The organism is Polynucleobacter sp. AP-Nino-20-G2 (assembly GCF_018688235.1).
Classification (GTDB): Bacteria; Pseudomonadota; Gammaproteobacteria; order Burkholderiales; family Burkholderiaceae; genus Polynucleobacter.
Window position 1 is genome coordinate 570,347 of sequence record NZ_CP061313.1, and the last position, 18,205, is coordinate 588,551.

An 18,205-nucleotide genomic window follows, 5' to 3' on the forward strand; every position below is an offset into this window, starting at 1 on the left:
GTTTAACCTAAATTCTCGCGACGCAGTTGATTGCGCAGGCGAGTGATTTCATCAAGCAGATCGAGTGCGAGAGCTACACCAGGTGTATTGAGCTCTAGATCGTGCGTCAAGTGCGCGGCTGTTTTGGCGCGCTGCAAAGAGTTGCCGCTAAAGCGCCAATCTTCTGGTGAAGATCCCACAGGACTAAGAACACCCTCCGATACCCAAGACATGATGAGGTCTTGAGGGGTACGAGAGGCTTGTGAGAGTTCCACAATGCTCATATGTACTTCATCTTCAACAATTGCACCTTCAATCCAGGTGATTTGTGTTTGCGTCATGTTCATCATCCCTTCAAGTGGGTTCTAGGATTGAAATCAAAGGCCTTTTCAAATGCTTGGTAGGCTTCTTTTTGGGTATCCGTTTCCGCGCTTGGCAGGCTAATTGTTGGCACAACATAGAGATCACCCGGTTCTTTGCTTGGAATACCCTTGCCTTTGAGACGCATCTTGCGACCAGCTACCGTTCCGGCTGGGATTTTTAATTCCAAAGCTGTGCCAGCGGGGGTGGGTACATTGACAGTGGCGCCGAGCGCCGCTTCCCATGGAGCTAATGGCAAGTCTAGGTATACATCTTTGCCATCCACGCGGAATACAGGATTGGGATGAAAATCAATTTCTAGATATAGATCACCAGCGCCACCTTCACCCATGCCTGGACCACCTTGGCCCGCCAGACGTAAGTTTTGTCCAGCCTTAATGCCTTTGGGAATGCTGACATCTAATTTACGTTCTTGAGTAGTCACGTGGCCGCTAGCATCTTGAGTAGGCATGTGCAGGGCGATGGTGCGTTTTGCTCCGTTATAGGCGTCAGCCAAATCAATCAAAATCTTCGCATGGTGATCTTGACCTTTCAAGTTCATGCCTTGGCGAGGGTGACCGCCACGACCACCTTGGCGATGTCGACCTCTGCCAAAGAGAGACTCAAAGAATTCGCTTTGATCACCTTCATAGCCGCCACCGTAACCGCCATGACCACCGCCAAAGCCACCATCAGAATATTCAAAGCCTTCATTCCAGTTTGGTGGAGGGGTAAAGTCCTGACCATTTTTCCAGTTGGCGCCCATGCGATCATAGGCGGCGCGCTTCTCGGTATCTTTTAATACGGAGTAGGCTTCACCAACTGCTTTGAATTGCTCTTCAGCGTCAGCTTCTTTATTGACGTCTGGATGATATTTACGAGCGAGCTTGCGATAGGCCGCTTTAATTTCCGCCTCAGTAGCGCCACGCGCTACTCCCAGTGTTTCGTAATAATCCCTGAATTTCATAAGCCTGATTGAGTTCCAGTTGAGTCAATAGGCTTCATTCTACAGTCCTTGACCCTAATTTCCAGTATCTTTTGGGCATAGAAAAAGCGGGCCTAAAGCCCGCTTGTGTATGTCATCGGTTTGAATATTTGCTTAGCTCATCACCCCAATTTGCCAGGGCACGAATTCATAATCCCCTAGGCCTAGTAATTCGCTCTTAGAGGGCTCGCCAGACGCCGTCTTGAGAAATAGCTCAAAGATGCGTTGACCCATCTCTTGAACGGATACCGTGCCATCCAAGATTTCACCGCAGTTGATGTCCATATCTTCGGTCAGGCGTTCGTACATCGGGGTATTGGTGGCAAGCTTGATACAGGGAGCGGGCTTAGAGCCAAACATAGAGCCACGACCAGTAGTAAAGGCCACCAAGTTTGCGCCACCGGCAATCTGACCGGTTGCGGAGACGGGATCAAATCCTGGCGTATCCATAAATACAAAACCTTTAGCGGTGACTGGTTCGGCGTAGCGATACACCTCCATGAGTGGTCCCGTACCACCCTTCATGGAAGAGCCGAGTGACTTTTCAAAGATATTGGCTAGTCCGCCGATCTGATTGCCGGGACTAACTTGCCCATTAATCTGTACGTCACGACCCACTGAGTATTCATCCTTCCACCAGCGAATACGTTTGATCAGTTTTTCACCGATCTCCTGGCTGGCAGCACGACGGGTAAGAGTGTGTTCGACACCATAGATTTCTGGGGTCTCAGACAGAATGCCCGTGCCACCGTGGCGCGCCAGAATATCAATGGCAGCACCTAAAGCAGGGTTGGCGGTAATGGAAGAAAAACCATCCGAGCCGCCGCACTGTAAACCTACGCAGAGGTGGCTGGCTGAGACGGTTTCACGCTTGGCTTTATTGGCCTCCGGCAGCAAAGCTTTGACCGCTTCAATGCCTGCTTCAATTGTTTTGCGCGTACCACCTGTTTCTTGCATGATGAAAGTGTGCAAGGTGGAATTTTCTTGAAGCGCCTCTTGCTCCATGAGACCTTTGAGTTGATTGCGTTCGCAACCAAGGCCAATAATGAGTGCGGCAGCAAGATTAGGGTGCTGTGCATAGCCAGCCATGGTGCGGCGCAGTAATTGCATTGGTTCGCCGGTCATTTCCATGCCACAACCAATACCATGGCTAAACGCGACAACACCATCAATATTAGGGAAGTCTTTTAATCGTTCAGGCGTAAACCAATCCGCAATCTTATTCACCACCGTCGCAGAGCAATTGACGGTAGATAAGATGCCGATGTAATTACGTGTGCCCACTTTTCCGTTGGCCCTCACGTATCCCTGGAAGGTAGCGCGCTCAGATTCAGGCAAAAGCTTGGTAGGCCGATATTCACTGGCATAGGCATAGTCTCGATCAAATTCACGGAACTCCGTGTTGTGGCTATGCACCATCGTGCCTGCCTCAATATCGGTATTCGCAAATCCCACGGTGACGTTGTATTTGAGGATGGGCTCGCCCTTTAGAATTTTTTTGGCGGCAATTTTGTAGCCTGCGGGGACTTGACTACGACTGGTGAAGTTCTCGCTAGGGACGGCTTCGCCAATGGCAACATCTACCCGTGCAACAACAATGTTGTCGCCTGGATGAAGGCGAATAATTGGGCCAGCTAATTTTTTTTCAGAAGTTTCAATCATCGATATCTTTCAATTTTATTTAGATGTTACTCGGCAGTGGCGCCTGATTTTTTAACAATGGGCCCCCACTTATTCACTTCAGACTTAATGTAGTCTGCCGTTTGAATTGGGGTGCTAGTGACCACATCAAAGCCCTTCGAATTTAATTGAGCTTTAATTTCTGGATTATTTAGTACGTTAATCAGTTGAGAATTCAGTTTATCCACAATTGCTTTTGGTGTGTTTGCTGGAGCAACGATGGCATAGACTAATTCAACTTCAAATTTTGGCAATGTCTCGGAAATCGCCGGAATTTCTGGTGCATTAGAGGCGCGCTTTAAGCTTGTTACGCCCAAAGCAGTCAATTTTCCAGACTTTACGTAGGGTAGGGCCGCGGGTGTGCCAACAATTGCTGTTTGAATTTGTCCGCCCAATACATCTGTGAGCGCTGGCGCAGCACCCTTATACGGCACATGCAATATATTGGTTCCCGCTTGCGTGTTGAAGAGCTCCCCCGCGAGGTGTAGTGGCGTCCCCGCTCCAGAAGAACCAAAACTAATTTTTCCTGGATTTGCTTTTTCATATGCAATGAGTTCGCTTACATTTTTCACTGGAACTGCGGGATTGGCTACCAGCATCAAAGACGAGGATGCTACTAGCGATACTGGGGAGAAATCTTTAACGACGTTGTAATTTAATTTTTTATACAGGGTTTCATTAATTGCTTGTGTACCCACCATCATTAGAAAAAGGGTGTAGCCATCATTTTTTGAATTCGCCACATATTCCGCAGCTAGGTTTGCGCCTGCGCCAGGCTTATTTTCAATAATGATGGGTTGCCCAAGACTTTCTCCTAGCTTGGGTGCAAATCCACGCGCTAACACGTCTGAGGGCCCACCTGCCGCGAATGGAATAATGATCTTAATGGGTTGTGTGGGGTAGCTTTGCGCATTTGTCAGCATTGGAAGAAGTGCTCCCAACGCTGTCAATGCCAAAATAATTTTTCTCATGTATTGTCTCCTTAATTTTTTTAATATATTTATTGCATTCAATTCCTAGTAAAGCAAAAAATGAAAATCAAGCGTGTAGAAATCTATCCTCTGTCGATTCCTTTGATTGAGCCAATCAAGATGTCGCGTGAAATGATTGTTGATGCCAAGACCGTTCTACTTTGCCTGACTGATGAGCAGGGTAGGCAAGGCTGGGGTGAGGCATCTGTTGCGCCTTTGATGACCGGGGAAACTTTAGACAGCCTGATTGGCAGCATTAAGTATTTAGCTGAAAAAGCACGCGAATATGATTGGGGTGATCCAAGCGGTTTTGCAGAAATATTGGATGGTATTTTGTATTCGAACCCGTCCGCTAAATCTTGTGTAGAGATGGCTTTATTGGATCTATACACACAAGGCAGATCGTTGCCTCTATGGAAATATTTGCGTGAGAAGAATGGTGTATCGCAGGACGCCTCCCCTAAGGCTATTCCTTTACTACGAATGTTAGGCGGTTCCTTGGATAAAGAGTTAAGCGATGCGCAGGCATTTCGTGAGCTTGGCTTCAAGCATTGGAAAATTAAGATTGGCTCGCTACCCTTGGAGCAGGATCTCCACCGAGTCAAAGCACTTTGCGAGTTATTGCATGGGGATGTCGTTTCCGTGGATGCAAATTGTGCTCTAAATCTGGCCAATGCAATTCGCTTTTGTGAATCGGGGGAAGCTGCCCGACTAACGTTTGCCGAGCAATTGATTCCAGCGGATTTGCCTATTGGCGATTTCGTAGAGCTTAAAAAACGATCCCCAATTGCTATTGGCTTGGATGAGTCTATCCACGGCATAGACGAGTTGGAGAGATTTATTGAGGCCGATGCATTTAACGGAGCCAGCTTAAAGCTAATCAAGACTGGTGGAGTGATCCCTGCTTTAGAGTGTGCTAGCTTGCTCAAGCGCAATAAGTTAGAACTCAACTTGGCATGCAAGGTTGCCGAAACATCCTTATCTGCAGCGGCTACGGCATCTCTTGGTTTTGCTGTTGGCAATGTGGATTGGGGATTTAGCATGTCAAATCAGTATCTGCAAATGGATATCTGCGACGCTCCATTGCTTGCGATCAATGGGCATATAGATGCATCCCAGTTGTCGCAGAGCGGGGTAGGAGTCACTCCGAATGTCAGTCGAGTAAATGAAGTCATTGCCAAGGGGTATTCAGTTATTCGATATTAAGCACATCGAAAGCTGCTTTTAATCTCTTCGAATAGGAGTCTGAGGTTTTTTGAATTTCTTCAGGCGACCATTTTCTAAACCCCTCACCAGCCTTCATGCCCGTCTTACCTTCACTCATTAGCTGAACCACCTTTGGTGGCAGGCTTGTGATGTTCGATAGGGAGGGATAAATTTCTTTTGCAGCATTTGCCATGCCATCCCATCCGGAGATTTCTTTTTGCGTCATGGGGCCAACAGCGGCATATCGAAATCCAAAGCTATAGCGCACAGCATCATCAATATCTTCAGGGCTCGCGATTCCCTCTTGTACGAGTGAGAGCGCCTCTCTCATTAGCGCATGTTGAATTCGGTTGGCTAAAAATCCTGGTATGTCTTTCTTAACAAGCACAGGCTTTTTATCAATATTTTTGTAGAGTTGGCATGCTTGCTCTGCAAAGTGGATATCGGTCTTTTCGCCCATCACGATCTCCACCAATGGCACTACTTCTGCTGGCATAAAGTAATGCGCACCCATCATGCGATTGGCTGTTTTTAGCCCAAAAGCAATTTTGCTAATTGGAAAGCCTGAGCTATTACTACCAATAGGGATATGCGCTGGAACAGATTCATCTAAATACTGGAAGATAGCTTTCTTCAGGTCCAAGTTTTCGGCGATGGTTTCGATAATCCATTCGCAGTCAATCCAGTTTTTCCATTTTTCCAGAATTTCCGTCGTTTGGATCGATCGAATGGCGGCGCTGTCCTTTTGTGCATTGGTTCCGGTGATGCCAATTTTTTCAGCCATTGTTACTGCTTTATCTAGACAGCTATCCGCCTTTTCTTTGCCCCTACCCAGAATGACGACTGGGATGCTTTTTGCGATAAAGCCCGCGGCGATGCCTGCGGCCATGATGCCTGTTCCAATGACGGCTACATATTTCATATTTTTAAACCTATACGGTTAAGTTATAAATGGGTCTCAACATATAAATATTGATATTTCCTTAAGGTTATCATTATTTATGGTTTAATGGTTTATCAATTCAAATAACTTATCCGTATAACTTTATTAAGGATTTCTACAAATGACTATGCACAATCCCTTTCAGCCGGTTGAAAAAATCAAGGCAGAAGTATTTATGTCAATGCCTGACAAGTTTAGGAAAAAAACGCGTACAGGCTGGTCTGACCCTAACCGCCAGAACTCGGAAGTAGAGTGCTTCTTAGAAGGCCCTTCTTTTGATCGTGAAGGCAACTTATGGTTCTTAGATATCCCATTTGGTAGGGTATTTAGGATCACCCCTAAAGGGGATTGGGATTTGGTCACTCAGTTTGATGGCTGGCCTAATGGATTGAAATTTCATAAAGATGGCCGTGCTTTTATTTGTGACTACAAGCTGGGTTTGTTGGCTTTAGATCCAAAAACCGGGAAAGTAGAAACCATCTTGGGTTCAATGTATAGCGAAAGCTTTAAAGGTTTAAACGATCTGCACTTCGCATCTAACGGCGACCTATACTTTACCGATCAAGGTCAAACCGGAATTGCGGATCCAACAGGTAGAGTGTTCCGCTTGCGTGAGAATGGTCAGTTAGATAGACTTGCCATTAACGTTCCAAGTCCAAATGGCATCACCTTGAACACTCAAGAGAAGCATGTGTTTGTTGCTGCAACAAGATCTCAGCAGATTTGGAGAATGCCTTTGATGGCGGATGGTTCTGTATCCAAAACTGGTGTCGCTATTCAGTTGACTGGTGGTGTAGCTGGTCCTGATGGTATTGAGATGGATTCTGAAAATGGATTGTTAGTCTGTCATCTTGGTATTGGCATCTGGAGATTTGATAGCAATATGCTCCCAACGCATTTGATCTATTCTGACAATCCACATCATCATCATTTGGCCAATATGTGCTTTGGTGGTGAGGACGGAAGAGATCTCTACATTACTGAATCTCTCTCTGGCGACATTCTGAGAGCGCGTCTGCCAGTTGCTGGCAAAAAAATGTTTGGGCTCTCTTAAGTTGAAAGACTCCCTACCACTCTATAAAACCTTAGCGAATGTGCTGGCTGAGCACATTCGCGATGGTGAGTGGGCGGTAGGGTCTCATTTGCCTTCCGAGGCAGCCCTTTGTGAAAAATTTAAGGCAAGTAGACATACCTTAAGGCATGCCCTTCAAGTCTTAGAGGCTGATGGGTTAGTGTTGCGCCGTCAAGGCGCGCCAACTCAGGTGATCTCTAGGCAGAAAGTACGCCGATTTACTCAAAGCTTCAATTCTCCAATTGATATTTTGAGTTATCCAAGAAATACCTATCGAGAAAATATTGTTGAAGAATTTATTGAGCTAGACAAGCCTCTTAGTGAAATGATTGGGGGCGCCGTTGGCTCATCTTGGTATCACATTGGCGGCATTCGTAAGCAGCAAGATTCTGAGCAAATTATTGCCTGGACAGACATTTATATTCTTCCCCAGTTTGCGTCTTTAACATCCGATCCTGAGCATAGCCAGGTCATGGTATTTGAGCAAATTGAAAAAAAGTATGGCACCAGAATTGATCGAGCTGAGGTTGATGTGTATGCCATTAGCGCCTCTGCCAGTCTTGCCAAAAAGCTTCAATTAAAAGCGCGCGATCCATGTTTGGTTATTGTGCGACGTTATTTTGATGACCAAGACAAACTTTTTGAAATCACGTTTACCTATCACCCTGAAAATAAATACACTTATCAGATGGATTTTAAGAGTGGTTCGGGTAATTAAATTGCAAGAATGAATATGGAATATTTGTCAATTACTAAGGCCGAAGAATTTATCGCCAATACTCTTCAGGCTAATCGTGTTCCTTTGGCTGATGCCAAAATTGTTGCGCAATTGATGGTGAAGTCTGATTTAGTTGGTGCCGATGGTCACGGGATTTTTAGGTTACCTGCTTACATCAAGAGAATTCGGGCGGGCGGCATCAACCTCAATCCCAATATTCATATTGAGCGCGAGCAGGGTGCAACCGCATTGATTAATGGGGATAACGCTTTAGGTCACCTAGTGATGAATAGGGCTGTTGAGCTTGCCATCGAAAAGGTCAAAAAACATAGTGTTTGTTGGGTGGGGAGTCATTATGGCAATCACTCTGGCGCCGCATCAGTCTATGTACGTAAGCTAGCTGAGCAAGGTTATATCGGCATCTATATGGCAGTAGGTAATGCAAATCATATGGCGCCATGGGGCGGCATTGATCTATTGTTATCTACCAATCCGATCGCCATAGCAGTTCCGGCGGGTGAACACCCAATGGTTTTGCTCGATATTGCAACTACAGTTGCAGCCTACGGTAAGGTGAAATTGGCCGCTCAAAAAGGCGAATCCATTCCGGATACTTGGATGATCGATAAAAATGGTCAACCGATTACCGATCCAAAAAAATCACATGAGGGCTCATTGCTGCCAATTGGTGGATATAAAGGGTATGGCTTAGCAGTCATGATTGGTCTGCTCGCTGGCGCCTTAAATAATGCAGCCGTTGGTAAGGGAACCATTGACTTTAATGCCCATCATGATTTGATTACCAATACTGGACAAACCATCATCGCAGTTGATCCAAGTGCTTTTGGTGATCGAGAGCAATTTGTGCAAAGAGTAATCGCTTTGGTGAATGACTTGAAGGCATCATCCAAATTGCCGGGCGTCAATCAAATTCGAGTGCCGGGCGATGGCGCAGCTAAGTTAATGGCGGAGAGATTAAATCAAGGCATTCCGATTTCTCCAGAATTAAGAGACTCATTGAATCAATGTGCGGAGGAGTGTGGCATTGCAAGATTAGATTGATAAATTTTCGGAGGAGACAACATGATTAATAAAAATATTAAAAAAATAGTACTAAGTTCCTTGATAGCGCCATTTGTATTTGGCTCAGCGTTTGCCGCGTATCCCGAGAAGCCAATCAAGATGTTAGTTGGATATGCGCCTGGGAGTTCAACGGATATTGTAGGCAGAATGATTGCTAATGAACTGAGCATTGTTTTAAAACAAGCCGTGATTGTTGAGAATAGGGGTGGTGCCGCAGGTAGTTTGGCGGCAGATGCGGTTGCCAAGAGCGCCCCAGATGGGTATACCGTTCTATTTGCTCAGAATGGTTTAGCAATTAATGTTGCGGCAAATCCGAAGTTACCATTTAATGGTCAAAAGGATTTATTACCGGTTGTTGGTGTGGCTGCAACGCCTCATATTTTGATTGTGAATCAAAATTCAAAAGCTAAAACAGTGCCAGACTTAATTGCTATGCTCAAAGCCGATCCAGGAAAGCTGAGCTTTGGCTCCTCTGGGATTGGAAATTCAGATCATATGGCCGGAGAATTATTTTTAGCAACCACTGGCACGCAAGCAATTCACATTCCCTATAAAGGGGGCTCTCCAGCAGCAACGGATTTAGTGGGTGGCCAAATTGATTTTTATTTTGCGGGCATGCCGGTAGGCCTCCCTTTATACAAGGGTGATAAGGTAAATGCTTTGGCGGTTACTGGAAAGAATCGATTTAATGGTGCGCCTGAATTGGTGACAATTCAGGAGGCAGGCGTGAAGGGTTATGAAATGGCCTTATGGCAGGGGATGTTTGCACCAGCTGGCACCCCTCGCGCAATTGTGAACACCTTAAATAACGCCGTGCTAAAAATCTTAGATACGCCAGAAATGAAGGAGCGTTTTGCAAAAGCTGGCGTTCAGATTGCGCCAATGAATACTCAGCAATTTTCCGATTTGTATTTCTCGGATATTGCTAGATGGAAGGTCGTCATCGAAAAAGCAAAAATTAAACTAGATTAAATGAGGTCTGATTGAAGTGCGGGGTATTGGTTTTAGCCAATACCCTTTTTTATTGCTGACTGAGATCAAAGACTAAAACTTCAGCATCGCTTCCTTCGCTAATCAATAGAAAATTCTCATCTTCTATCAATAAAGCGTCGCCACCTTGGAGTGCCACTCCATTAATATTGAGCTTGCCCTTGATGAGGTGTACATATGCCTTGCGTTTAGGATTGAGATCGAGTTTGACTGTCTCGTCTCCATTAAAAAGACCTGCATACATTTTGGCGTCCGCATGAATCTTGACGGAATTTCCCTGACCTTCGGGGGAGGCAACTAAGCACAGCTTTCCTTGCTTATCGGCCAAGGGAATTGTTTTTTGTTCGTAGCTGGGAGCCACCTCTAAAGTGTTGGGCTCAATCCAGATTTGCAAAAAATGGGTAGTTTGATCTTTGGCGTGATTGAATTCACTATGCGTTACACCGGTTCCTGCGCTCATGCGCTGCACATCGCCTGGGGGAATGCCTTTGACATTGCCCATACTGTCTTCGTGAGCTAATTCACCAGACAGGACGTAGCTAATGATCTCCATATTGCGATGGCCATGCTTACCAAAGCCCATGCCCGCCGCCACTCGATCTTCATTGATGACTCTTAAATTGCCCCAGCCCATGAATTGGGGGTCGTAATAGCCGGCAAATGAGAAGGAATGAAAGCTTTTGAGCCAGCCATGATCGGCATAACCTCGATCTTGGGCTTTTCTGAGGGTTAGCATATATATGAGGTGCTTTTCTGTTGGTCAACAAGCACATTATCATTAGCTTTTGACATATTTGCTGATTGGCCTTCCATGGGAAGTATCAAACAAGACATTAAAGAAACCTACCTGGGTCTTTTTGAGACCGTCCAGGAAAAATGGAATGACTTTACCCAGTTTCTGATGGAGGCATGGCCCCTCTTAACCATTCTGTTGGTGGGATTAATAGGGGTATGGTGGTACGCCGATCCGCCGCCACCTAGACATGTGGTGATGGCGACCGGCCAGCTCGGAGGGTCCTATCACGCCCTAGGCGAGAAATACGCAGCCTTTTTTGAGAAAAAGGGAATCACTCTGGAGTTGCTCGCAACGAAGGGGGCCCAAGAAAATATTGAGCACTTAGCGGATCGCAAGGATCCCGTGCAAGCCGCCTTTGTTCAGGCGGGCGCATTTGATCCTCATACGGTTACTGGGGTGCAATCGCTTGGTACGATTTCTTATGATCCAATTTGGCTGTTTTATCGAGGTCCCGAGGTCAAGGAAAATGATTTTCAGGAGATTCAGGCGCGATCCAAGTATTTTCTCAACTCAAGAATGTCAGTTGGCGCAAAGGGGAGCGGTACTCACGCCCAAGCCATGCATATCTTGAAGGCCAATGGGTTTGATGAGGGCGCTCATTTTCTTTATCTCTCTGGCTCACAATCTGTCAGAGCCTTACAAAAAGGTGAGATCGATGCTGCATTTATTGTGGATGCCTATGAGGCTCCGAATGTGCAGACCTTGCTTGCTGATCCAACCTTACATTTATCTGCATTTCCTCGAGCAGAGGCCTATGCACGTTTATTTCCCTTTATGCAGATTCTCAATGTTCCAACGGGGGCGTTTAGTTTAGTGCGCAATTTCCCCTCCAAGGACATCAAACTAATGGCTTCAACAACCAATTTATTGATTGATGACAGAATGCATCCGGCCCTGCAATTTTTGTTCTTAGAAGCGGCGCGTGAGATTAACGGTAAAGCGAGTTTTTTCTCAGAGCACGGGCAGTTTCCTTCCTTCAAGAACACTGGTCTTCCTGAAAGTCCCGTGGCTTTGCATTATGAGAAAAATGGCTCACCACTCTTAATGGCTTATTTACCGTTTTGGTTGGCTGAGCTTATTAATCGATTGATATTTGTATTGTTGCCATTTTGCGCTGTGGCCTACCCAGTTTTGTTAACTTTGCCTGGCTATCGCAATAAACGCATCCGTCGCAAGATTAATAAGCTATACGGCGTCTTAAAGGGCTATGAGCAGGAGCTGACGGATGATTTTCAGCCTGCCACCAAAGATCAGTATCTGCAAAAACTCGACTTACTGGAATATGAGGCTCTGAAGTTACAGGTGCCTAAGAGTATGGCGGGGGATTATTACTCTCTACGTACCAGTATCGACTATGTGCGCAATTGCCTGAATCGGGGCACACGCCCCTATCAGGTTATTGGCGAAGAAACGCTACTGTAGTTATTCGTTTTCTCCGGACTTACTCGGGAATTTGAATGAAGCGTAGCGAACTACAGCGTTGGCTAGAGCGAGGATCAGGATGGTGATTCCCATAAACAGAATCGCCATGTCTGCCTCATGCTTGGTGTTGACTAAATCGATGATGAGGCGCGTTACAGCAGTAATGGCCACATAGATCAAGAAGCGAACTGGCATATGGTTGGTCTTAAAGTAAATGCCCACCATGGCGCCAATTTCTAAATAGATAAAGAGCAAGAGCAAATCCTCAATAGAGGCAGACCCTTTGGAGACCATGCCTAAGAATGCGACTGCGGCCGACCAGACTGTTGCTGCACCAATTCCGAATAGGGCAATGCGGTGAAAGAGGGAAACGAATAGGTTGCCAATTGGCACTGTCCAGCGTTCTATCGCTGCTTCTAGTTTGTATGCATCCTTGGGTGTACCGGTGGGCATGTTCATTTGAGATCTCCTTATTTTTAAATTTATGAATCTCAGTATATTTCGCAATTACTCAAAATGAATAAAAAAAGAGGCGCTAAGGCCTCTTTTTTGTGTGCTATTGACTTAAATCAAGCCAAACTATCCGCCCAGATATTGTGAGCCCAGCCCCATGCATAAACTCCCTCTAGGGCAGAGGGGGCCGGCGAGAGTCCACCGGAGCCGGGAACCGCTTTAAAGGTTTTCTCGGCCGCGTTGTATTGATGGACGCTAGCTACGTGAACCACCTCACGGTCGTTCACAAAGCTGTAGCAGGTGTTGGTAAGCACTGGTGCTGGGTTAATTTCCCAGCCACTCAATTCCGCAACGATTGCCGCAGCTGCCACTTTGGCGTGTTGATTGGCCATGTGGCCGGATTTGGGCATGAGTGGTGCGATTTGAATTGAGTCACCCAAGACGTGAATATCTTTGCGAGCAGTGGATTCAAAGTTGAGGAAGTTCACATTCACCCAGCGTCCATTCGAATTCGCTAAGCCTGTCTTCACTGCAATTTCTCCGGCACTCATCGCGGGCAGTAAGTTCAGTACATCACCCTTGATGTCATCTTGAACCTCTAGTTTGACTGTCTTGGTTTTGGCATCCACACCAGTGACGTTGTGCTTTGGTAGGTACTCAATAATTCCAGAGTACTGCTCTGCCCAAACTTTTTTAAACAAGGCGCCTTTAGAGGTGACATCTTGGTTCGCATCGAGGATAAGCACTTTGGACTTCGCCTTATTGTGCTTGATGTAGTTGGCGACTTGGCAGGCGCGCTCATACGGTCCAGGAGGGCAGCGATATGGCGCCTCTGGAATGCTGATGATGAATGTACCGCCGTCACGCATTGCAGCGAGTTGCTTGTGCAATGCAAGGGTTTCAGCTCCGGCCTTCCATGCCTGTAAGGTAACCCCATCTTTATTGGCTTGCGCCAGTCCTTCGATGCTATTCATGATGAGTGAGACGCCGGGGGAAACCACTACCTTGTCATAGCGCAAGGTTTTTCCAGAGGCGAGCTTAACGATTTTCTTGTCGGCATCAATGCTGGAAACGCTATCTTGAATGATTTTCACGCCATGATTTTTGCTGAGAGTGTCGTATGGGGATGTAATCTCAGACATGGTGCGTGAGCCACCAACCACTAGGTTGGAAAGGGGGCATGACACAAACGAAGCATTGGGCTCAATTAATGTGACGCGCGCAGTATTGTTTGATAGCAGGCGGAGATATTTAGCGGCGGTTGCACCACCGTAGCCACCACCAATCACCAGAATTTCTGCTTTTTGTAGATTTGCTTTTGCTTGTGTAGAGAAGCCTGCGAGTAATCCGAGTGCGGCAGCACTTTGGCCAATAAAATGTCGACGATCCATGATGTCTCCTTATTGTTTATTGCCAAGTTGATTGGCAATCGTAGTGAGTTGTTCGTCGGTATAGCCCTTAGCGAGTTGGGGCATGATCGTGCCTTCGCGAGCACCAGACTTAAACGCCTTTAATTGAGTCAACATTTGCTCGCTAGTGAGAGTGTTGATCAAGGGCATCCCGCCATCAACGACACCTTTGCCATCTGTCCCATGGCAATTGGCGCAGGTAGCGGCTAAGCCACGCTTGTACAGTTGATCGGCAGTTTGTGCCATGCTGGCACTACTCCATTGACACAAGCCAATGAGTGCGCCCGCTATAAAAATCGGTTTGAAATTCTTGAGGTGCATGGAAATATTCTCCGTCCTAGATACAGACTGTTTTAAGGGTGAAGCTAACAAGTTCTATCTTAATCAGATGGGCGAGAAATTGGTGTTTTTACTTAGATTGATTTTTGCTAAGCTCATAACTCGAAATGGGGTTCAAACAAGTCACTTTTCAGTTTTGTGGGTAATGACCTATAAACTACGGGTATGCGAGGTTCCCTTACTTTCCGTAGCGCAATTCTGATCCTGATTCTAGGTGTATTTACCTACCTATATGGTTTAGATAGTCGCTTTGCTCCAAAAAATGGGGATGAGTATCCCTATATGCATATTGTGCGGATGACTGCCGATGCGGGTGCCTGGCTGCCGCTTCAATCCGAGATGGATGGAATTAAAAACACTAAGCCTCCTTTGGTGTTTTGGCAGGGCATTGCAAGCACTGCTTGGGGCGGTGATTGGGCGCTGAGTGCCTTGCGTTGGCCCAGTCTTTTGTATACCGGCTTAACGGCACTTTTCTTATTTTTTGCGGTAGCCCGTTTTAGTGGCAGGCGACAAACTGGTTTATTGGCTGCTTTGGTTTGGCTTTCCTTTTTTGCGACCTATCGCTATGGCCGTCCTTTTCTAACGGACCCACCAGAAGTATTTTGGTTGAGTCTGCCATTTTTCGCACTTCTCTATTGGGGTAAGGCGGCCTTTAACTCTACAGTGATCTTTCCAGTTTTAGCAGGCTTGTCCTTAGGGATGGCACTGCTTGCCAAATCATTTGCTTATATTGTTCCCGCCTCATTTGCACTGGGATTGTTTTATTGGCGTTGGCGTCAATGGAGTATTCCAAAGCTATTGGTTCAGGATCTATACAAGCTGATCTTGGTTGTGGCATTGGCCTTAGGTGTCTTCGCACTCTGGTTCGCACTAGACCCCTATCCTGAAGCAATTTGGAAGGAGTTTGTACTTGGAGAAAACGCGGGTAAGTTTGAGGCGCGTAGCTCTCACTATCTTTTAGATTTGTTGCGGGGCGGCGATAGCATCTGGATGCTGATCTTAACGACCTTAGCAAACGCTGGTCTATTCCTATTTGTATTAGTTTCAGCGTTGATGCAATGCTGGAAGCAGCGCCGCTTTATTTCCCTGGAGGAGAGTCTCCTTCTCCTGCTTACGCTAGCCTTTTTTATTGTCTTTAGTTTGCCCAGTCAACGCTCTGGCCGTTATCTATTGCCGATCATGCCTGCCTTGGCTACATTGATTGCTTTGTATTGGGATCGCCTGCCTTTGTGGGGCTTTAGGATTGCCTTGGTGTTGCAGTTGATATTACTTGGCGTTCTTGCTTGGGTCGGTGAGAACTTGCAGTTATCGAATTTTTTAGGTCAGCCCGGTATTTGGAATTACTCCTATTGGCATTGGGTGCTCATGGGTGCGTCACTGATCTTGGTATTGATCGGTTTATTCAATCCAAGTCGCTCCAAGATATTGGCATTGGCGGGATCTTTCCTTTGTTACTGTGCGCTCACCAGCAGTCTCTCTCCATTAGAAGGGGCCTTGGGTCGCTACGATCAAGTCACGATCGATTCAGTGATAGCGCGTGACGTTTGGGTGCCATGTGACTATCGCGCCAAAGATGAAGAGTACCGACTTTTATTGCCCAAGGTGAATTTGCATGGCTATCTCGCAAAAGATGCGGGCGACATTCCCCTGTTAAGCAGTACTTATCCATTGGTTGCCGTTCAGACGCCGATTGGTGTTGAGCCGGTGCTTTGTGAGTCTTGCAAGATTCTGGGTAAACGCATGGAGATGCGGGCGCGTCATTCCAATGAAGAGATTCGGGCGATACTCATGGGTCAAATTGGAGAACATCTTTTTGTGAATGAGTATTTAATTTCTACCCCTGCAACAATCGCATTGCCACTCGTTGGTAAGGATGCCTGTCGATGAGTCGCGTGATTGCCTTTTGTGTGTTGTTGCTTGCTGCTGTCTTGGGCTATTTGCACTTAGATAGTCGTCCTATATGGGCGCCATTCGCAACACCTGAATCTTCTGCCATCAACACTCAGGAAGAGTCCCTTGAATTAGGCGAGTCTTCTTCGATGCCGCTTACAAAAAGCAAGGCAATTAAAAATACTGCTCCCACTCAACTAGCTTCGATGAGCATGCATGCGGATTGGTTGCCTGATACGGGCGCGCCTTCGGTACATGCCGCATCATTGATTGCGCTGCAGGACGGAGCTCTTAGAGCCTTTTGGTTTGCAGGTAGTAGAGAAGGTGCTCCAGACGTCGTGATTAATACGGCGGTATTTGATCCTCACTCGGCTCGCTGGAGTGCGCCAACGGTAGTCATGGATCGCGTTAGCGCGGAGAAGGGCTTATCCCGATATATCGCCAAGTTAGGCAATCCCGTTCCCGCCAGAATGGTTGATGGGCGCATCCAATTATTTTTTGTAACGGTTTCCATTGGTGGTTGGGCGGGTAGCTCAATCTCTTCAGTTATTTCAGATGATGAGGGTCTGACCTGGAGTCAGCCGCAGCGTCTCATTACCTCCCCATTAATTAATCTGAGCACTTTGGTGAAGTCGCCACCCCTTCAGTTCGCCGATGGTCGCATGGGTTTGCCTGCGTACCACGAGTGGATTGGTCGATTTGGGGAGTTCTTAAGAATTGAAGCGAGTCAGGTCATTGATAAACGTCGTATGAGCTCGGGCAGGGGTGCAATCCAGCCAGTAGTGTTTGTGGCAGGCCCACAAGAGGCGGGTGCACTCTTTCGTCAAACTCGCTCAAGCTCGCAAGTGAAGCAAATTCCCGTTAGCGTCACTAGTAATGCTGGGCAATCTTGGAGTGTTGATAAGGATATAGAAATTGCCAACCCGAATTCCGCGATTGCTGCCTTAAGTTTAAAGAATGGCGCTCGCATCATGGTGCTCAATAATATTGAGGCGGGTCGCTATCGCCTAGTCATGGTCATGAGTGATGCGAATTCCGCACAATGGAAGCAAGTAACAGTGCTTGAGGATGATGAGTCTTTGGCCAATGAACAACGTCGCGAGTTCTCTTATCCCTATCTGACTTCCGTCAATGGCGAAGATGCGCATTTGGTTTACACCTGGGATCGCAAGAAGATTCGTCACGTGTATTTCCCAGATGCTTGGCTTAAGCACGCGCTTACTGGTCTAAAGGAGGCGCCATGATGACTTCATATCTTCAGCTCATTGCGCTGATCGAAATGGCAATAACTTGTTCAGCAGTATTGATTTGGGCAACTCAGAAAATATTTCAAATCGATATCCCCTTAGCTGTCCGTATTGCTTTGTTGGTGCTTTTAGGAAATCTATTTTTCTGGCCCCTCGGTATGTCTCTCGAATTACCTTTGGCGGCATACATCCGCGGCGTGACGGGTGATCTCAGTATTGTGAGTCTGCTCTTGCTATGGAGTGTTTTTTTGCCTACATCTAAAACAACGCCCCTGGGATTTAAGGTGGTTGTTGTATTCATCGCGATATTGTTCTATCCCTTGGCTTTAGGTGTTGGGATGCTAGACCCTTATGCCTGGGGCTATAGCTCCCTGGGATTCTTTGCTGCGGTGATTATTTTTGCAATCGTTTGCGGTATCGCCGGATGGACCAAGGGGGTATGGATCATGGCTTTGGCAATCATTGCTTGGGCAGCCCATTGGCATGAGTCTGCCAACTTGTGGGATTACCTGCTAGATCCATTTCTGGCGCTTTGGGCTCTTTTTGCGATAGTCAACGGCATCCAACAAAAGCGTCGTGAGAAAGCCCAATCAGGATATTTATTCAGGGCAGGCTAATCAGAAAAACAAAAAAGCCACCTGTTGCGAGGTGGCTTTTCTTTT

The 18,205-nt window shown here is 46.6% G+C and carries 18 protein-coding genes; 9 read left to right on the top strand and 9 right to left on the bottom strand.

Annotation, left to right across the window (positions count from 1 at the left end; genetic code table 11):
* Positions 1-2: 2 nt before the first annotated feature.
* The 4 genes from FD960_RS02940 to FD960_RS02955 form a co-directional block, all read right to left on the bottom strand.
* Positions 3-320, bottom strand: coding sequence for a chaperone modulator CbpM (locus FD960_RS02940; protein ID WP_215299771.1), 318 nt, complete (start codon positions 318-320; stop codon positions 3-5).
* 5 nt (positions 321-325) lie between these two features.
* Positions 326-1,306 carry a DnaJ C-terminal domain-containing protein gene (locus FD960_RS02945; protein ID WP_215299773.1) on the bottom strand — a complete coding sequence of 327 codons (981 nt, stop codon included), beginning with the start codon at positions 1,304-1,306 and terminating at the stop codon, positions 326-328.
* A 132-nt stretch (positions 1,307-1,438) separates the two neighbouring features.
* A complete protein-coding gene (locus FD960_RS02950) occupies positions 1,439-2,986 on the bottom strand; it encodes a UxaA family hydrolase (RefSeq protein ID WP_215299774.1) in 1,548 nt (515 codons plus the stop codon).
* A gap of 26 nt (positions 2,987-3,012) precedes the next feature.
* Positions 3,013-3,975 carry a tripartite tricarboxylate transporter substrate binding protein gene (locus FD960_RS02955; RefSeq protein WP_215299776.1) on the bottom strand — a complete coding sequence of 321 codons (963 nt, stop codon included), beginning with the start codon at positions 3,973-3,975 and terminating at the stop codon, positions 3,013-3,015.
* A gap of 60 nt (positions 3,976-4,035) precedes the next feature.
* Here FD960_RS02955 and FD960_RS02960 point away from each other — a divergent pair, with 60 nt between their 5' ends.
* Positions 4,036-5,181 (top strand): mandelate racemase/muconate lactonizing enzyme family protein, encoded by a 1,146-nt coding sequence (locus FD960_RS02960; protein WP_215299777.1) that lies wholly within the window; start codon positions 4,036-4,038, stop codon positions 5,179-5,181.
* Here FD960_RS02960 and FD960_RS02965 read toward each other — a convergent pair.
* Complete coding sequence (locus tag FD960_RS02965; protein ID WP_215299779.1) at positions 5,168-6,103, bottom strand: 3-hydroxyacyl-CoA dehydrogenase NAD-binding domain-containing protein; 936 nt, start codon at positions 6,101-6,103, stop codon at positions 5,168-5,170. The two genes, FD960_RS02960 and FD960_RS02965, sit on opposite strands and share 14 nt — an antisense overlap.
* Before the next feature lie 142 nt (positions 6,104-6,245).
* Here FD960_RS02965 and FD960_RS02970 point away from each other — a divergent pair, with 142 nt between their 5' ends.
* Genes FD960_RS02970 through FD960_RS02985 form a run of 4 tightly spaced genes read left to right on the top strand, consistent with a single transcriptional unit; the run spans position 6,246 to position 9,969 of the window.
* Complete coding sequence (locus FD960_RS02970) at positions 6,246-7,178, top strand: SMP-30/gluconolactonase/LRE family protein (protein ID WP_251369830.1); 933 nt, start codon at positions 6,246-6,248, stop codon at positions 7,176-7,178.
* A gap of 1 nt (position 7,179) precedes the next feature.
* Positions 7,180-7,914, top strand: coding sequence for a GntR family transcriptional regulator (locus FD960_RS02975; RefSeq protein WP_215299781.1), 735 nt, complete (start codon positions 7,180-7,182; stop codon positions 7,912-7,914).
* A gap of 15 nt (positions 7,915-7,929) precedes the next feature.
* The gene (locus FD960_RS02980; protein ID WP_215299783.1) at positions 7,930-8,976 is read left to right on the top strand and encodes an Ldh family oxidoreductase; all 1,047 of its coding nucleotides are present in this window, start codon (positions 7,930-7,932) and stop codon (positions 8,974-8,976) included.
* Between the two features lie 21 nt (positions 8,977-8,997).
* Entirely contained in the window at positions 8,998-9,969 is a 972-nt protein-coding gene (locus FD960_RS02985; protein ID WP_215299785.1) for a tripartite tricarboxylate transporter substrate binding protein, read from the top strand.
* 49 nt (positions 9,970-10,018) lie between these two features.
* Here FD960_RS02985 and FD960_RS02990 read toward each other — a convergent pair whose 3' ends face one another.
* The gene (locus FD960_RS02990; RefSeq protein WP_215299787.1) at positions 10,019-10,723 is read right to left on the bottom strand and encodes a pirin family protein; all 705 of its coding nucleotides are present in this window, start codon (positions 10,721-10,723) and stop codon (positions 10,019-10,021) included.
* 75 nt (positions 10,724-10,798) lie between these two features.
* On the opposite strand from FD960_RS02990, the gene FD960_RS02995 reads away from it, so the two are divergent.
* Entirely contained in the window at positions 10,799-12,205 is a 1,407-nt protein-coding gene (locus FD960_RS02995; protein ID WP_215299788.1) for a TAXI family TRAP transporter solute-binding subunit, read from the top strand.
* Here FD960_RS02995 and FD960_RS03000 read toward each other — a convergent pair whose 3' ends face one another.
* From FD960_RS03000 to FD960_RS03010, 3 genes are all read right to left on the bottom strand, one after another.
* Positions 12,206-12,664, bottom strand: a complete 459-nt coding sequence (locus tag FD960_RS03000; protein ID WP_215299790.1) for a phosphate-starvation-inducible protein PsiE — start codon at positions 12,662-12,664, stop codon at positions 12,206-12,208.
* 110 nt (positions 12,665-12,774) lie between these two features.
* Entirely contained in the window at positions 12,775-14,049 is a 1,275-nt protein-coding gene (locus tag FD960_RS03005) for an NAD(P)/FAD-dependent oxidoreductase (protein WP_215299792.1), read from the bottom strand.
* Positions 14,050-14,058: 9 nt separating this feature from the next.
* Positions 14,059-14,388 (bottom strand): c-type cytochrome, encoded by a 330-nt coding sequence (locus FD960_RS03010; RefSeq protein WP_215299794.1) that lies wholly within the window; start codon positions 14,386-14,388, stop codon positions 14,059-14,061.
* Between the two features lie 183 nt (positions 14,389-14,571).
* Between FD960_RS03010 and FD960_RS03015 the strand changes: the two genes are divergently transcribed.
* From FD960_RS03015 to FD960_RS03025, 3 genes are read left to right on the top strand one after another with little or no spacing between them, the layout of a single operon-like run.
* Entirely contained in the window at positions 14,572-16,293 is a 1,722-nt protein-coding gene (locus tag FD960_RS03015) for a glycosyltransferase family 39 protein (protein WP_215299799.1), read from the top strand.
* Positions 16,290-17,540, top strand: coding sequence for an exo-alpha-sialidase (locus FD960_RS03020; protein WP_215299800.1), 1,251 nt, complete (start codon positions 16,290-16,292; stop codon positions 17,538-17,540). The genes FD960_RS03015 and FD960_RS03020 overlap by 4 nt, the downstream gene beginning before the upstream one ends.
* On the top strand, positions 17,537-18,160 hold the full coding sequence (locus tag FD960_RS03025) for a hypothetical protein (protein ID WP_251369831.1): 624 nt from the start codon (positions 17,537-17,539) through the stop codon (positions 18,158-18,160). Before FD960_RS03020 ends, FD960_RS03025 begins: the two co-directional genes overlap by 4 nt.
* Positions 18,161-18,205 lie beyond the last annotated feature (45 nt).

Excerpts from the sequence above, each read along its gene's own strand:
- FD960_RS02940 (WP_215299771.1), bottom strand. The coding sequence starts at position 320 with ATGACGCAAACACAAATCACCTGGATTGAAGGTGCAATTGTTGAAGAT.
- FD960_RS02945 (WP_215299773.1), bottom strand. The coding sequence starts at position 1,306 with ATGAAATTCAGGGATTATTACGAAACACTGGGAGTAGCGCGTGGCGCT.
- FD960_RS02950 (WP_215299774.1), bottom strand. The coding sequence starts at position 2,986 with ATGATTGAAACTTCTGAAAAAAAATTAGCTGGCCCAATTATTCGCCTT.
- FD960_RS02955 (WP_215299776.1), bottom strand. The coding sequence starts at position 3,975 with ATGAGAAAAATTATTTTGGCATTGACAGCGTTGGGAGCACTTCTTCCA.
- FD960_RS02960 (WP_215299777.1), top strand. The coding sequence starts at position 4,036 with ATGAAAATCAAGCGTGTAGAAATCTATCCTCTGTCGATTCCTTTGATT.
- FD960_RS02965 (WP_215299779.1), bottom strand. The coding sequence starts at position 6,103 with ATGAAATATGTAGCCGTCATTGGAACAGGCATCATGGCCGCAGGCATC.
- FD960_RS02970 (WP_251369830.1), top strand. The coding sequence starts at position 6,246 with ATGACTATGCACAATCCCTTTCAGCCGGTTGAAAAAATCAAGGCAGAA.
- FD960_RS02980 (WP_215299783.1), top strand. The coding sequence starts at position 7,930 with ATGGAATATTTGTCAATTACTAAGGCCGAAGAATTTATCGCCAATACT.
- FD960_RS02985 (WP_215299785.1), top strand. The coding sequence starts at position 8,998 with ATGATTAATAAAAATATTAAAAAAATAGTACTAAGTTCCTTGATAGCG.
- FD960_RS02990 (WP_215299787.1), bottom strand. The coding sequence starts at position 10,723 with ATGCTAACCCTCAGAAAAGCCCAAGATCGAGGTTATGCCGATCATGGC.
- FD960_RS02995 (WP_215299788.1), top strand. The coding sequence starts at position 10,799 with ATGGGAAGTATCAAACAAGACATTAAAGAAACCTACCTGGGTCTTTTT.
- FD960_RS03000 (WP_215299790.1), bottom strand. The coding sequence starts at position 12,664 with ATGAACATGCCCACCGGTACACCCAAGGATGCATACAAACTAGAAGCA.
- FD960_RS03005 (WP_215299792.1), bottom strand. The coding sequence starts at position 14,049 with ATGGATCGTCGACATTTTATTGGCCAAAGTGCTGCCGCACTCGGATTA.
- FD960_RS03010 (WP_215299794.1), bottom strand. The coding sequence starts at position 14,388 with ATGCACCTCAAGAATTTCAAACCGATTTTTATAGCGGGCGCACTCATT.
- FD960_RS03015 (WP_215299799.1), top strand. The coding sequence starts at position 14,572 with ATGCGAGGTTCCCTTACTTTCCGTAGCGCAATTCTGATCCTGATTCTA.
- FD960_RS03020 (WP_215299800.1), top strand. The coding sequence starts at position 16,290 with ATGAGTCGCGTGATTGCCTTTTGTGTGTTGTTGCTTGCTGCTGTCTTG.
- FD960_RS03025 (WP_251369831.1), top strand. The coding sequence starts at position 17,537 with ATGATGACTTCATATCTTCAGCTCATTGCGCTGATCGAAATGGCAATA.